Source organism: uncultured Porphyromonas sp. (genome assembly GCF_900541275.1).
Taxonomy (GTDB): Bacteria; Bacteroidota; Bacteroidia; order Bacteroidales; family Porphyromonadaceae; genus Porphyromonas_A.
Map to the genome: position 1 here is coordinate 22,210 of NZ_UQJH01000016.1, position 13,960 is coordinate 36,169.

Annotated in this window: 9 protein-coding genes; 5 read left to right on the forward strand and 4 right to left on the reverse strand. The window is 59.9% G+C overall.

Annotated elements, in window-relative coordinates:
* Positions 1-25 precede the first annotated feature (25 nt).
* Positions 26-4,345, forward strand: a complete 4,320-nt coding sequence (gene rpoC, locus QZR17_RS06660) for a DNA-directed RNA polymerase subunit beta' (RefSeq protein WP_297129228.1) — start codon at positions 26-28, stop codon at positions 4,343-4,345.
* Positions 4,346-4,543: 198 nt separating this feature from the next.
* Here the strand turns inward: rpoC and QZR17_RS06665 are convergent, their stop codons facing one another.
* The 3 genes from QZR17_RS06665 to QZR17_RS06675 all read right to left on the reverse strand — a co-directional run bounded on the left by QZR17_RS06665 (position 4,544) and on the right by QZR17_RS06675 (position 7,004).
* Positions 4,544-4,693: a hypothetical protein gene (locus tag QZR17_RS06665; RefSeq protein WP_297129230.1), complete on the reverse strand. Its 150-nt coding sequence runs from the start codon at positions 4,691-4,693 to the stop codon at positions 4,544-4,546.
* 362 nt (positions 4,694-5,055) lie between these two features.
* A complete protein-coding gene (gene hemH / locus QZR17_RS06670) occupies positions 5,056-5,997 on the reverse strand; it encodes a ferrochelatase (protein WP_297129233.1) in 942 nt (313 codons plus the stop codon).
* Positions 5,994-7,004: a lysylphosphatidylglycerol synthase transmembrane domain-containing protein gene (locus QZR17_RS06675; RefSeq protein ID WP_070466625.1), complete on the reverse strand. Its 1,011-nt coding sequence runs from the start codon at positions 7,002-7,004 to the stop codon at positions 5,994-5,996. The genes hemH and QZR17_RS06675 overlap by 4 nt, the downstream gene beginning before the upstream one ends.
* Positions 7,005-7,148: 144 nt before the next feature.
* Here QZR17_RS06675 and rsmA point away from each other — a divergent pair, with 144 nt between their 5' ends.
* From rsmA to QZR17_RS06695, 4 genes are read left to right on the forward strand one after another with little or no spacing between them, the layout of a single operon-like run.
* Positions 7,149-7,967, forward strand: a complete 819-nt coding sequence (gene rsmA, locus QZR17_RS06680) for a 16S rRNA (adenine(1518)-N(6)/adenine(1519)-N(6))-dimethyltransferase RsmA (RefSeq protein WP_297129236.1) — start codon at positions 7,149-7,151, stop codon at positions 7,965-7,967.
* The gene (gene mgtE / locus QZR17_RS06685) at positions 7,964-9,322 is read left to right on the forward strand and encodes a magnesium transporter (protein WP_070466627.1); all 1,359 of its coding nucleotides are present in this window, start codon (positions 7,964-7,966) and stop codon (positions 9,320-9,322) included. Before rsmA ends, mgtE begins: the two co-directional genes overlap by 4 nt.
* Positions 9,306-10,871, forward strand: coding sequence for a family 10 glycosylhydrolase (locus QZR17_RS06690; protein WP_297129239.1), 1,566 nt, complete (start codon positions 9,306-9,308; stop codon positions 10,869-10,871). The genes mgtE and QZR17_RS06690 overlap by 17 nt, the downstream gene beginning before the upstream one ends.
* A 40-nt stretch (positions 10,872-10,911) precedes the next feature.
* The gene (locus tag QZR17_RS06695) at positions 10,912-11,889 is read left to right on the forward strand and encodes an NAD(P)-dependent oxidoreductase (protein ID WP_070466629.1); all 978 of its coding nucleotides are present in this window, start codon (positions 10,912-10,914) and stop codon (positions 11,887-11,889) included.
* 1,250 nt (positions 11,890-13,139) lie between these two features.
* Here QZR17_RS06695 and QZR17_RS06700 read toward each other — a convergent pair.
* The gene (locus QZR17_RS06700) at positions 13,140-13,643 is read right to left on the reverse strand and encodes a transposase (RefSeq protein WP_307983358.1); all 504 of its coding nucleotides are present in this window, start codon (positions 13,641-13,643) and stop codon (positions 13,140-13,142) included.
* Positions 13,644-13,960 lie beyond the last annotated feature (317 nt).

Below are 13,960 nucleotides of genomic sequence, written 5' to 3' on the forward strand. Positions count from 1 at the left end.
CATAAAGTAGAGAAAATCATAGCTTATGGCTTTCAAGATAACAAACAAGATCAACCCCAACTTCTCCCGCATCCGCATCGGGATCGCCTCTCCGGAGGAGATCCTCGAGAATTCGCACGGTGAAGTAACCAAGCCGGAGACGATCAACTATCGTACCTACAAGCCGGAGCGCGACGGACTATTCTGTGAGCGTATCTTCGGTCCGGTCAAGGACTACGAGTGCCACTGTGGTAAGTATAAAGGGATCCGTTACCGCGGGGTCGTCTGCGACCGCTGCCAAGTGGAGGTGACGGAGAAGAAGGTGCGTCGTGAGCGCATGGGGCACATCAAGCTCGAGGTGCCGATCGTACACGTCTGGTTCTTCCGCTCTGTACCCAATAAGATCGCCTATCTCCTCGGCATCCCCTCCAAGAAGCTCGAGAAGATCGTCTACTACGAGTCTTACGTGGTGATCAATAAGGGTGTAGCCGAGGACGTCGAGGATCTCGACTTCCTCACCGAGGAGGAGTACCTCGACATCATCGATCGTCTCCCCGAGGACAATCAGGACCTCCCCGACAGCGATCCGGATAAGTTTATCGCCGGCATCGGAGGTGAGGCCATCCTCAAGCTCCTCGAGCGGGTCGACCTTGACAAGCTCTCCTACCAGCTCCGTGCCGGTGCCTCCAAGGAGACCTCCCAGCAGCGCAAGAAGGAGTCCCTCAAGCGCCTCCAGGTGGTCGAGAGCTTCCGTGCCTCCAATGGCTACTCCCGCCCCGAGTGGATGGTGATGAAGGTGATCCCCGTGATCCCCCCGGAGCTCCGTCCTCTCGTGCCGCTCGATGGTGGTCGCTTCGCTACTTCAGACCTCAATGAGCTCTACCGCCGGGTCATCATCCGCAACAACCGTCTCCGCCGACTCATCGAGACGAGGGCGCCTGAGGTGATCCTCCGCAATGAGGAGCGTATGCTCCAGGAGTCGGTGGACTCTCTCTTCGACAACAGCCGTCGCTCCGCTGCCGTCAAGAGTCGCAGCAATCGTCCCCTCAAGTCGCTTACCGACTCCATCAAGGGTAAGCAGGGACGCTTCCGCCAAAACCTCCTCGGTAAGCGCGTCGACTACTCCGCCCGCTCCGTCATCGTCGTCGGTCCTGAGCTGAAGATGTACGAGTGCGGTCTGCCGAAGAATATGGCTGCCGAGCTCTACAAGCCCTTCATCATCCGTCGCCTCATCGATCGCGGCATCGTCAAGACCGTCAAGAGTGCCAAGCGCATCGTTGATCGTCGCGAGCCGGTCGTCTTTGACATCCTCGAGAATATCATCAAGGGACACCCCATCCTCCTCAACCGTGCCCCTACGCTCCACCGACTCGGTATCCAGGCCTACCAGCCCAAGCTCATCGAGGGTAAGGCAATCCAGCTCCACCCGCTCTCCTGTACGCCCTTCAATGCGGACTTCGATGGAGACCAGATGGCGGTCCACCTCCCCCTCTCCAATGAGGCGATCCTCGAGGCACAGTTCCTCATGTTTGCCTCACAGAACATCCTCAACCCCGCCAACGGTGCACCGATCACTGTACCTACGCAGGATATGGTCCTCGGTCTCTACTACATCACTAAGACCCGCACTGGGGCCAAGGGTGAGGGTAAGGTATTCAGTGACTTTGAGGAGGTGCAGGTCGCTTATGATCAGGGCTGTCTCGACATGCACGCCATCATCAAGGCGCGCGTCGATGACCTTGACGATCAGCGTCAGCCGATCACCCACGTCATCGAGACCTCCTACGGGCGTATGCTCTTCAATCAGATGATGCCCAAGGGCGAGCTCCCCTTCTACAACGGCGTAGTGGGGAAGAAAAACCTCCGTCTCATCATCGGTGAGGTGATCAAATACTGCGGTATCGCAGAGAGCTCCGCTTTCCTCGATCGCATCAAGAACCTCGGCTACTACATGTCCTACAAGGCGGGACTCTCCTTCAACCTCTCCGACGTCATCGTACCTAAGGAGAAGGAGGAGATCATCGCCGACGGCTTCAGCCAGGTTGATGAGATCATGGACAACTTCAATTTCGGTATCATCACCGACAACGAGCGGTACAATCAGATCATCGACGTCTGGACCAACGTCAATAATAAGATCTCCCAGGTGCTCATGCAGCAGCTCAAGGAGGACGAGGACGGCTTCAACTCCATCTACATGATGATGGACTCCGGAGCGCGTGGATCGGCCAACCAGATCCAGCAGCTCTCCGGTATCCGTGGTCTGATGGCCAAGCCGGTCCGCAGTGGTGAGGGCGCCCAGACGATGGAGAATCCTATCCTGACTAACTTCAAGGAGGGCCTCTCCGTGCTCGACTACTTCATCTCCACCCACGGTGCCCGTAAGGGACTCTCCGATACGGCACTCAAGACTGCCGACGCCGGATACCTTACCCGCCGTCTCGTCGACGTCTCCTCCGACGTCATCATCACGGAGGAGGATTGCGGTACCCTCCGAGGTATCGTCCGTCGTGAGATCAAGGAGGGAAAGAATGTCGTCGCCTCTCTCTACGAGCGCATCCTCGGTCGCTGCTCTGTCCACGACATCATCCACCCGATCACGGGTGAGCTGATCGTCCGTGCCAATGAGGAGATCGACGAGACTGCTGCCACCAAGATCCAGGAGTCCCCCATCACCGAAGTGGAGATCCGCTCCGTCCTCACCTGCGAGAGCAAGGAGGGTGTCTGCGCCAAGTGCTACGGCCGTGATCTGGCACACAACCGCCCCGTACAGATGGGCGAGGTAGTCGGTGTCGTAGCGGCTCAGGCAATCGGTGAGCCTGGTACACAGCTGACCCTCCGTACCTTCCACGCCGGTGGTGTCGCCTCCTCCGATACGGTGGAGCGCTACATCAAGGCTCAGTACGATGGTATCCTTGAGATCGACGAGCTCCGCACCGTGGACTCAAAGGGCGAGGACGGCAAGAGTTACAAGGTGGTCATCGGCCGACAGGCAGAGATGCGCATCGTCGACCCCAATACCCACATGTCGCTCATCAGCAGCAACATCCCCTACGGTGCCCACCTCTTCGTGGAGCCCGGTACGGCAGTCAAGGCCGACGACACCATTTACGAGTCTGACCCCTTCAATGCCGTTATGGTCGCTGAGGCCGATGGTACCCTCCACTTTGAGGGACTCAAGGAGGGCGTCACCTACGAGGTACAGAGCGAGTCCAATGTCGCCACCGGCCGCAGTGAGTGGGTCATCATCGAGAGTAAGGACAAGAACACTACCCCAGCCTACAGCGTGATCCGCAAGGGCGAGGAGAGTGCCACCTCCTATGACCTCCCGGCCGGCGCCCTCCTGACACAGCGAGATGGTGCCAAGCTCAAGGCCGGCGACATCATCGCCAAGATCCCCCGTGCTGTCGTCAAGACTGGTGATATCACCGGAGGTCTTCCCCGTGTCACCGAGCTCTTTGAGGCACGCAATCCTACCAATCCTGCCGTCGTCTCCGAGATCGATGGTGAGGTGACCCTCGGGCGCATCCGTCGCGGTAATCGTGAGATCATCGTCACCTCCAAGACCGGTGAGGAGCGCAAGTATATGGTGCCGCTCTCTCGGCAGATCCTCGTGCAGGAGAATGACTTCGTCCGTGCAGGCGATCCCATCTCCGACGGGCAGATCTCTCCGCAGGACATCCTCGCCATCCTTGGTCCCAATGCGGTGCAAAATTACATCGTCAATGGTGTCCAGGACGTCTACCGCAAGCAGGGTGTGGCGATCAATGACAAGCACTTCGAGATCATCGTCCGCCAGATGCTCCGCAAGGTCCTCGTAGAGGATGCCGGCGACACCAACCTCCTCGAGCAGGACATTGTCGACAAGCAGGATATCAAGGACGCCAACGACGCCCTCTGGGGCAAGAAGGTGATCACCGACCCGGGAGACTCCGAGGAGTACAGCGAGGGTCAGATCATCACCCTGCGTCGCCTGCGTGACGCCAATAGCCAGCTCCGCCGCAAGGACCTCCGCACTATAGAGGCGCGTGACGCCATGCCGGCAGTCAGCAGCCAGATGCTCCAGGGTATCACCAAGGCTGCCCTGCAGACCAAGAGCTTCATGTCCGCCGCCTCCTTCCAGGAGACGCCCAAGGTGCTCAACAACTCTGCCATCGAGGGCAAGACCGATGCGCTCGACTCCATCAAGGAGAACGTCATCGTCGGTCACCTCATCCCCGCCGGTACCGGCCTGGCAGCGCGCAAGGGCTTCGTTGTAGCCAATAAGGCAGACCTCGAGACCAAGCGTCTCCTTGAGGCCGCAAAGGCTACCGCCCCCGCCCCGCTGGACGAGACACCCTTAGAGGATATTATGCCTGAGGACTGACGTCCGGTCAGCCTCATTTGAGTTAAGTAAGGTCGGCTCCCGACAGGATTTTATTCCTGTCGGGAGCCGACCTTTTTTTTTGCTCTCTGCCCCATCGCACCCCGACCGGGTTGCTGTGTGTCAATCGCCCCGTCCGCCAAGAAAGCCCGCACCCAGCGGGGGGAGTAGGCACCCCTCCGGGGTATACCTCGATGGTCGTCAGTCTTCACCGTCCGACTCGTCTGACTCGTCCGAAAAAAGAGCGCATCCGGCAGGTGGCACCCCGGCAGGGGTGCCCGCTCCATAGGCATCGGTCATCCGCGAAGCGGTGACCGATGTGTAGCTCCACTCAAGATAGAGGATGTGCATACGCAAAGCTGGAGAAGCAGAGGCTGCCCCCCATCTCCCCGCACCCGGCGAAGATCCCCCTCATTTGTCCGGAAGCTCCAGCGCTGCAAATATAGCACACCCACCGGAGGGGTTATCTCACAGAGTCTTTCCCTGTCTCTTCTTGTCTCTTTCTGTCTAAAATGGCGTCTCTGGCGATCTTTGGCACTTCGTGCCTCAACACCCGGTCTATGAAGAAGACACCCCTATCGGGGTCCTCTGTTGGATCGCCTTTGGCGAAATAGAGCGGGGAGGCGGCCCTCCCTAACGGATGCTGGTGGGCTGGGGCTTTGTGCAGGTCGTCCGACTTGTCCGACTTGTCCGACCCGTCCGACGCCCCCACCTCAGAGGAGGGCGCGGGCGAGGGTGGGGGAGCCATTGGGGCAGGGGATGAGCGTAAGCTCTTCGCCACCAGCCTCGTGGAAGATCCTTCGCCCATCGATGCCCACTTCCTCAAGCGTCTCCAGGCAGTCTGCGACAAATGAGGGACAGAGGACCGCCACCCTCCTGACCCCTTCGCCCGGCAGTGCGGCGAGCCGCCTCGTGAGCTCGGGCGTCAGCCAGCGGTGACCGAAGCGCGACTGGTAGACCAGTTCGTAGCTCCGCAGTGGAGACACCTCCGGGCACTCCCGCAGCAACTCCATCGTCCGCCGGCACTGGTAGGTATAGTCCCGCTCAGGGGCGCTCAGGTAGGGCTTTACCTGAGAGAGCGGAAGCCCGTGGAAGGAGAGGAGAAGATGCGTCTCCGGTGACAGCTCGGCTCCTGCCACCTGCTCCGCCAGAGAGCGGATGAAGTCCGGGTGGTCGTAAAAGGGGCCCCGCTCCGTGAGTCTGTAGGAGGGTCGTAGAGCCTCGTACCTCCTTCGGATAAAGGTGCTTGCGGAGCCGAAGCTACTCGAGGCATACTGCGGGTAGAGCGGTTGCGAGATCAGCTCCGTCACGCCGTCGACCTCAGCCTGCCTCAGCGCCCGATCGACCGATCCCTCCTCGTACCGCATGGCGAGGTAGGCGGGGCAGCCGGAGAGCCGGCTCAGCTCCTCCGCCAGTTGTCGGCTGTAAACCACTAAGGGTGACCCCTCGGGCATCCAGATCTGCCGGTACCGCTTCGCCGACTTGGGCGCTCGCCTCGGCACGATAATCTCCCGCACCAGTAGCTGCCTGAGGAGGTAGGGCATCTCCATAATCGCCGGGTCGGTGAGGAAGGTCCGCAGGTACTGCCCCACATCCTCCACGCAGCACGAGCGGGGGGAGCCGGTATTGGTGAGGAGGTAGCCTACCAGTGTCATTTTTCTTTACTCTTTTCTCTCAGGAAAGGAAGGAGCAGGATCGCTGCGAGACCAAAGATGGTGGTCGTCGCCGTCTGCGTGGTGTGGACGATCAGCGCAAAGGAGGCGGCGGGATCGGCAGCGACGCCGAAGAAGATCAACGACTGGATCACGACGAAGTGCCACGGCCCGATATTGCCCTGTATCGGCAGGATCGATGAGATGGTGATGAGGGAGAAGATCACCAGAGCCACCCCCGGCCCCAGCTGCTCCGTGAAGCTAAATGCGCCAAAGGTGAGGTAAAAGGCGAAGAAGTAGCACGACCATATCCCGACCGTGTAGAGGAGGAAGAGTCCCCTCGCTCGGCGGTCCATCTCCAGTATCGTCCGCAGTCCCACGAGGAAGTTGAGCCACCCCTTGCGGAGCTTATGCCGGAGCCGCAGTCGCCTCGTCACTCTCCCGATCAGGTAGACCCCCAGTCCCGCGGCCAGTAGCAGGAGCAGCCAGGTGAGGGGAGAGGCGGCGGGTCCCTCTGTGGGTGAGGGGATGCGGACGTGGTGGCGGAGAAATGCGGTGAAGTAGGCTGCATTCAGTGCCAGACCGGGGAGGATCAGGAAGAGCGTCGTGATCATATCCACAGCCCGCTCGGCGATCATCGTCCCGAGGAGCCGGGAGAAGGGCAGCCCGCTGTAGCCCTGCATCGAGCTGCAGCGCCAGAGGTCTCCGAGGCGAGGGATCACCATATTGACCGCGTAGCTTCCCTGCACGTGGAGGACCGAGGCGGTGAGGGTGGAGCCGTCCCTGACGGCGCGCAGGGGTGCCACCTGTAGGTCCCACCGCAGCCCACGGAAGAGTACGGAGAGTGGCCCGAGGAGGCAGGAGAGCACGATCACCCACCACCTCACGTCCTCCCGGAGCGTCTCCTGCACGACGTCAAAGTCGACCTTTCTGTAGAGCAGGACGATGAGGAGCACCCCTATCAGCAGGGGGAGGATGATCCGGAGACTCTTTGGTAGCTTACCTGTCATGAGTGCGTGGGTCCGCTCTCTTTTTGGTACTTTTGTACGAAATGGGGTGAGAGAAGCGGGGATCCCTATCAAGTGATGGGCAAAGGTAGCCTTTTTCACTCTAACTCGGGACCTCCTCGCCCTCTGATCCGACCGACTGATAGCATGACAAAGCGCGTACGGGCCAAGAAAGCCCTCGGACAGCATTTCCTCCACGATGAGTCCGTGGCGGAGCGTATCGCTGAGATACTGGTCTCCCGTCGGGATCTGCCGATCCTGGAGGTGGGGCCCGGTATGGGTGTGCTGACGAAGTACCTCCTCTCGATCTATCGGGACACCGTCGTCGTCGAGCTGGACGGGGAGTCCGTGGAGTATCTGCGGGAGACCTTCCCCGAGCTGCAGGGCGATCGGCTCATCGAGGGAGACTTCCTGACACTCCCCCTCGATCGGATCTTCCCGGAGGAGCAGCCCTTCCTCCTCATCGGCAATTACCCCTACAATATCTCCAGTCAGATCTTCTTCCACATGCTGGAGTACCGCGACCTGATCCCGATGGCGGGGGGGATGCTGCAGCGGGAGGTGGCGCGTCGCCTGACGTCTGAGCCGGGCACGAGGGACTACGGCATACTCACGGTGCTTCTGCGCGCCTGGTACGATGCGGAGTACCTCTTCACGGTCCCACCGGGCGCCTTCACCCCACCGCCTAAGGTGCAGAGTGGCGTCCTCAGGCTGACACGCAACGACCGCACCACCCTCGGTGTAAGTGAGCAGTCCTTCCGTCGGGTGGTCAAGGCGGCCTTTGCCCAGCGCCGTAAGATGATCCGCTCCTCGCTGAGAGGACTGCTCCCGGAGTCGATCCCGCCGGAGATTGAGCGCTACCTGACGATGCGCCCTGAGCAGCTCGACGTCGAGGACTTCATTGCCCTCACCCGTGCTGTGGACGATAAGACGATCTGCCCTAATGATGAAGAAACGCTGAGATGATCGAATTGACCCCCGAACTGACGAAAGAGCTCCGTCACTACCTCGACACCAACGATGCGGCTAAGCTGCAGCGCACTTTCCACGCGATGCACCCGACCGACATTGCCACCTTCATCGACGACCTCTCCGATGAGGATGCGACGCGTGCCCTCCGGGTGCTCCCCGATGTCAAGGTGGCGGACGTCATCACCGAGATGGACCAGGACCGGCGACGTGAGATCCTCTCCCTCGTGCCGGAGCAGGAGATCGCTACGAAGATCGTCCAGAATATGGATACCGACGACGCCGCCGACCTGATCCGCGACCTGCGGAGCGAGCGGCAGGATGCGATCCTTGCCCATATCCCCGACCTGGAGCAGGCTGGCAATATCGTCGACCTCCTCCACTACGATGAGGACACCGCCGGCGGTGTGATGCGGAAGGAGATGATCGTGGTGAATGCCAATTGGTCCATGCCCATGTGCCTCGACGAGATGCGCCGTCAGGCCGAGGAGCTGGACGAGATCTACTACGTCTACGTCGTCGATGACCTGAAGCGGCTGATCGGCATCCTGCCGACGAAGACCGTCATTACCAATCCCTCCATCAGCGAGATCCGGTACGTGATGCTCCCCAATCCCGTCATCCTCCACGAGAGCGACTCCATGGATACGGTGATCAAGACCTTTGACCAGTACGACCTCGTCGCCATACCGGTCGTCGATGCCCTCGGGCGGCTCAAGGGCGTCATCACCATCGATGACGTGGTGGATGAGATGCGTGAGAAGCACGAGGCGGAGAGCCAGATGGCGAGTGGTCTCTCCTCCGACATCGACACGTCCGACAATATCTTCAAGCAGACCGGTGCCCGTCTCCCGTGGCTCCTAATCGGGATGATCGGGGGGATTTTCAATAGTCAACTCCTCGGCATCTACGACAGCGTCTTTGCGATGATCCCGCAGATCTCCCTCTTCATCCCCCTTATCGGTGGTACGGGCGGTAATGTCGGCATGCAGTCCTCCACAATTGTCGTTCAGGACCTTGCGCGCGGGACACTCGACCTGAAGCGCATCCCCCGCACGATACTCAATGACCTCTGCGTCGCCCTCGTCATCGCCAGCGTGATCAGTATGGTCGTCTTTGTCTACAATTATTTTTACATCAAGGATATGCTGGTGATGGCAAGCGTCTCCCTCAGCCTCTTTGTCGTGGTGATCTGTGCCAGTCTCTTCGGCTCGGTGATCCCGCTCCTGATGAATGCAGTGAAGATCGACCCCGCACGCGCCACCGGTCCCTTCATCACGATCTTAGATGACCTCATCGGTATGTTTGTCTACATGACCATCACCCAAGCCCTCTATGGTCACTTCCGCTGATCTCCCTGCTATGAGGCGCCCCCTCTTCCTCCTTCCCCTCTTCCTCTCTCTCCTCCTCCTCTCCACCGGCTGCGGTTCCCGCAAGAGTGTGGTGCAGAAGGCTGCAGAGAAGGCCTACGAAGCGAACTACAAGGTTCCTCGGCGGGAGGTACGGGCTGTCTGGTTTCCCACCATCTACCGCTCCCAGTATGCGCGGATGACCGTAGCGGAGCTGCAGAGCGATCTGCGGCAGAAGGTCGACCGACTGGCGGAGCTGGGGGTCAATGTGATCTACTTCCAGGTTCGGCCCGAGGCAGACGCTTGGTACTACTCACCCTATGAGCCGTGGAGCCGCTTCCTCACCGGAGAGCAGGGTAGGGCACCGGAGCCACTCTGGGACCCGCTTGCCTTTATGGTCAAGATCTGCCACGAGCGCTTCATCGAGCTCCACGCCTGGATCAATCCCTACCGCGCTGTCGCCGACGTCGGCTCCGCCGTCGCCCCGGGGCACCCCTCCCGCAAGCATCCCGAGTGGTTTGTCCGCTACGGCAAGCAGCTGCTCTTCGATCCCGGCCTCCCCGAGGTGCGCGCCTACACCTGCAGGGTGGTGCGCGACATCGTCACCCGCTACGATGTCGACGGGATCCACCTCGACGACTACTTCTACCCCTATCCGATAGCCGGGGAGACTTTTGACGACGACGCGACCTACCGCCGCTATGGTGCCGCCTTTGCCTCTAAGGGCGACTGGCGGAGGGACAATGTCACCCGACTGATCCGTGACCTGTCCCGCACGATCCACAGCGTCAAGCCCTACGTCCAGCTCGGCATCAGCCCCTTCGGCATCTACCGCAATGAGCGGACCCATCCCATAGGGTCAAGAACGGCAGGACTGCAGAATTACGACGATCTCTACGCTGACCTCCTCCTCTGGGACGAGGAGGGGCTCATCGACTACGTCGTCCCTCAGATCTACTGGAATATGGGGAATAAGGTGGCCGACTACACCGAGCTGGTGCTCTGGTGGTCGCGCCACATCCACCACGCGCAGCTGGTAGTTGGTCAGCACGTGCGCCGCACGATGGATGGCGGGCAGCTCCACCCCAAGTTGGTCCTCGCCGCCGAGCATACCGCAGGCAACGCCATCTGGCCGGGGGACGACCTCTGGGGCGTCTCCTACAGGGGGATTGCCGATCAGCTCCACCGGGACTACTGGCCCCTCCCCGCCCTCCTCCCTGAGCGCCCCTATCCCGCCACCATGGAGCCCTTCCCGGAGCCGGAGCGCGACGCCGCAGTCCTCCGGGGGAGCGGCAGGCAGGAGCTGGTCTGGATGGACGACCTGCCCCTCCCGCCGGGTCAGGAGACCGCCTACTACGTAGTCTACTGCCACAAGCGCGGGACATCCCTCCGCAAGGCCCTCGACCCCGAGAATATCGTTGGGCGGACTCACGACACCCGCTTCCGTCCGCTCGACTTAGGGGGGACCTTCAAGGTCGCCTTCACCATCACCCGCATCGATCGCTTCGGTCACGAGCACGTGATCGCTCGAGAGATCAAAGCGGTCCTATGATCTGAGATCATTTTTTTTAGAGAAAAAAAGAAGAATAGCCATGAGCCACAAGATTGCTTTTACCTTCCCTCCCTTTAAGCCCGAGGGCTACGACGAATTGAGTGAGAAGGGCTGTGAGGTCTTCATGCCTGAGCCCGGATTTGTCTATGACCCCGAGGACCTCTCCGCCCTCCCGGCGGATGCTGAGGTAATCGCCTCAAGCTTCACCCACCCGATCACCGAGGAGGTGATGAGCCACTTCCCTCACCTCAGGCTGATAGCCAACTACGGTGTCGGCTTCAATAACATTGACCTCGACGCCGCAAAGAAGCGCGGCATCGCCGTCACCAATACCCCTCGGTCGGTGATCCAGGGGACGGCGGAGCTGACGATGGCGCTCCTGCTGTCGCTCACCCGGCGCATCACCGTATGGGACAGCCGCCTGCGTCGCGATCGCGATGCGGTCAATACCGGGCTTATGGGGACTGATCTCGGCAAAAAAACTATCGGGCTGGTCGGCTTTGGCAATATCGCCCGTCGTGTCGCCGACTTCCTCCGCCCCTACGGTGTGACCATACTATATAATAAGCGTCACCGGCTCGACCCGCTTGAGGAGGAGGCACTCGGCGTCACCTATGCCGACCTGGAGACCCTCCTCCGAGAGAGCGACATCGTCTCCCTCCACACCCCGCTCAATGCTGACTCCCGGCACCTCATCAATGCCGACACCATCGCCCTGATGCGTGACGGTGCTATCCTCGTCAATGTCGCCCGAGGAGCGGTGATGGACGAGCAGGCGGTGGTCGACGCCCTCCGGAGTGGCAAGCTCGCCGGGGCGGCCTTCGATGTTTTTGAGCATAGCGACAAGCCCCTCGATGCCCTCTACGATATGGAGAACGTGGTGATGACGCCCCATGTGGGTACCCAGACGACCGAGTCCCGCCTCTCTATGGAGTACGAGCACCGGGACAATATCCTCGGCTTCCTCCTCGGGGACCGTCGTGTCGCCTACGTCTACAACCCCTCCGACCCCAAGTAACCGCCCGACCCGGAGTTGCACACACATAGTAAGGACTTGTGCCGAGAGCCACCGCTCCCCGGCACAAGTCCTTTTTTTTGTCTACTACAGCCCTCTCCCCAAAGATGATCCCTGCGGGGTCGGCAGGCGGGGTGAGTCTTATACAGGTGAGCACTTAGGTGTCTATCGCATCGTCCGACCCGTCCGACTTGTCCGATAATATAGCGCGCCCTTCGGGAACGGGTTGCACCCCGGCAGGGGTGCACGGTTTTTAGCCCGGGTGTCGAGGAGGGGCGTAAGCCCCGACGAAGACCCCGGGATAGCTTGGCAGGGAGAAATCCCCTCGACCCCGCCAGGGGTCGCACTGATAGCCTGACTGGTAAGTGCGACATCCTATCGGGGTCGTATCTATTTATGATGATCGACCGTTACCCGGGGTCATCGGCACTTCGTGCCTCGACACCCGGGCTAAAAGCCGACGATCCCTCCGGGGCTCCGCCCCTGCGGGATCGGCAGACGTGGTGAGTCTTATGCAGGTGAGCACTTAGGTGTCTATCGCACTTGTCCGACCCGTCCGACTCGTCCGATAATATAGCGCGCCCTTCGGCATCGGACAGCGAGGCACCCCGGCAGGGGTGCTCGGTGTTTAGCCCGGGTGTCGAGGAGGGGCGTAAGCCCCGACGAAGACCCCGGGATAGCTTGGCAGGGAGAAATCCCCTCGACCCCGCCAGGGGTCGCACTGATAGCCTGACTGGTAAGTGCGACATCCTATCGGGGTCGTATCTATTTATGATGATCGACCGTTACCCGGGGTCATCGGCACTTCGTGCCTCGACACCCGGGCTAAAAGCCGACGATCCCTCCGGGGCTCTGCCCCTTCGGGATCGGCAGGCGGGGTGAGTCTTATACGGGTGAGCACTTAGGTGTCTATCGCTCTGCCCGATTTGTCCGATAATATAGCGTGCCCTTCGGGATCGGAGCACCCCGGCAGGGGTGCACGGTTTTTAGCCCGGGTGTCGAGGAGGGGCGCAAGCCCCGACGAAGACCCCGGGATAGATCGGCGGGGAAAAATCCCCTCGACCCCGCCAGGGGTCGCACTATCAAGCTAGCCCTGGGAGTGCGACACCCTATCGGGGTCGTATCTATTTATGATGATCGACCGTTACCCGGGGTCATCGGCACTTCGTGCCTCGACACCCGGGCTAAAAGCCGACGATCCCTACGGGGCTTCGCCCCTACGGGATCGGCAGGCGTGTCGTCACTTTGGACCTCTACTTTTTATAACGAACAACGACGTCTTCGTCCTTCTGATAGTCCTTCTTCATCTTTTCCCATTCCTCGGCAAACGTCATACTGATATGGTGTTTCTGCTGATTCTTGATATACTCGTAACATCCCGGCACGCGCTCACGACTGATCGCCTGGGCAAAGTAGCCTTTTTGCCAAGAAAAAAGGCCGTTGTAACCTAACGTGTCATTGCACAACTTATTCGTGCACTTTTTTAATTCTCTCACGAAGTCAGAAAGACAAAAGGATGGACTTGAAACATAAAACAGAAGGTGCATATGATCGCGTACTCCATTTATAATGAGCGGCACCGCTCCATTGTTCTTACAGAATGAGGTCATATACGGTTGCAGTCGCAACTGTATTGAGGGTGTTAGGAGCCTCATTCGTTGCTTTGTCGAAAATGTGACGTGAACAAATAAGGTGAAGTAGGTGTCTCTGTTCATAATGGTTAGAGAGTTTAACAAGTCAAATCTATTTAGAATCATCCGATTATTCAAATACCGCCTGTTGGGGTGCCGCGTTGCCCGATTCCGCAGGGGTGTACCGCTTGTCGGGCTGACTGACTGATCCCTCCGGGACTCCGCCCCTTCGGGATCGGCAGGCGATGGACCTCGGCAGGGGTGCTCGTAATGGTGATTGCCAGAGGGATTAATGCCCCTTCGGGATCTGCAGGCGAGGCACCCCGGCAGGGGTGCACAGTTTTTAGCTGTAAGTTTGTCACATGATCGTTGAGGGGCTTTTGAGCCCCGCTCAAAAGCCCCTCAACGCCACTCAAACAAAGGAGATAAATCTTTTGGGAGCT

What these genes read in the sequence shown, in the direction of transcription:
- QZR17_RS06675 (WP_070466625.1), bottom strand. Translation starts at nt 7,004, where the DNA reads ATGACAGGTAAGCTACCAAAGAGTCTCCGGATCATCCTCCCCCTGCTG.
- hemH (WP_297129233.1), bottom strand. Translation starts at nt 5,997, where the DNA reads ATGACACTGGTAGGCTACCTCCTCACCAATACCGGCTCCCCCCGCTCG.
- rsmA (WP_297129236.1), top strand. Translation starts at nt 7,149, where the DNA reads ATGACAAAGCGCGTACGGGCCAAGAAAGCCCTCGGACAGCATTTCCTC.
- QZR17_RS06695 (WP_070466629.1), top strand. Translation starts at nt 10,912, where the DNA reads ATGAGCCACAAGATTGCTTTTACCTTCCCTCCCTTTAAGCCCGAGGGC.
- mgtE (WP_070466627.1), top strand. Translation starts at nt 7,964, where the DNA reads ATGATCGAATTGACCCCCGAACTGACGAAAGAGCTCCGTCACTACCTC.
- QZR17_RS06690 (WP_297129239.1), top strand. Translation starts at nt 9,306, where the DNA reads ATGGTCACTTCCGCTGATCTCCCTGCTATGAGGCGCCCCCTCTTCCTC.
- QZR17_RS06700 (WP_307983358.1), bottom strand. Translation starts at nt 13,643, where the DNA reads ATGATTCTAAATAGATTTGACTTGTTAAACTCTCTAACCATTATGAAC.
- rpoC (WP_297129228.1), top strand. Translation starts at nt 26, where the DNA reads ATGGCTTTCAAGATAACAAACAAGATCAACCCCAACTTCTCCCGCATC.
- QZR17_RS06665 (WP_297129230.1), bottom strand. Translation starts at nt 4,693, where the DNA reads ATGCACATCCTCTATCTTGAGTGGAGCTACACATCGGTCACCGCTTCG.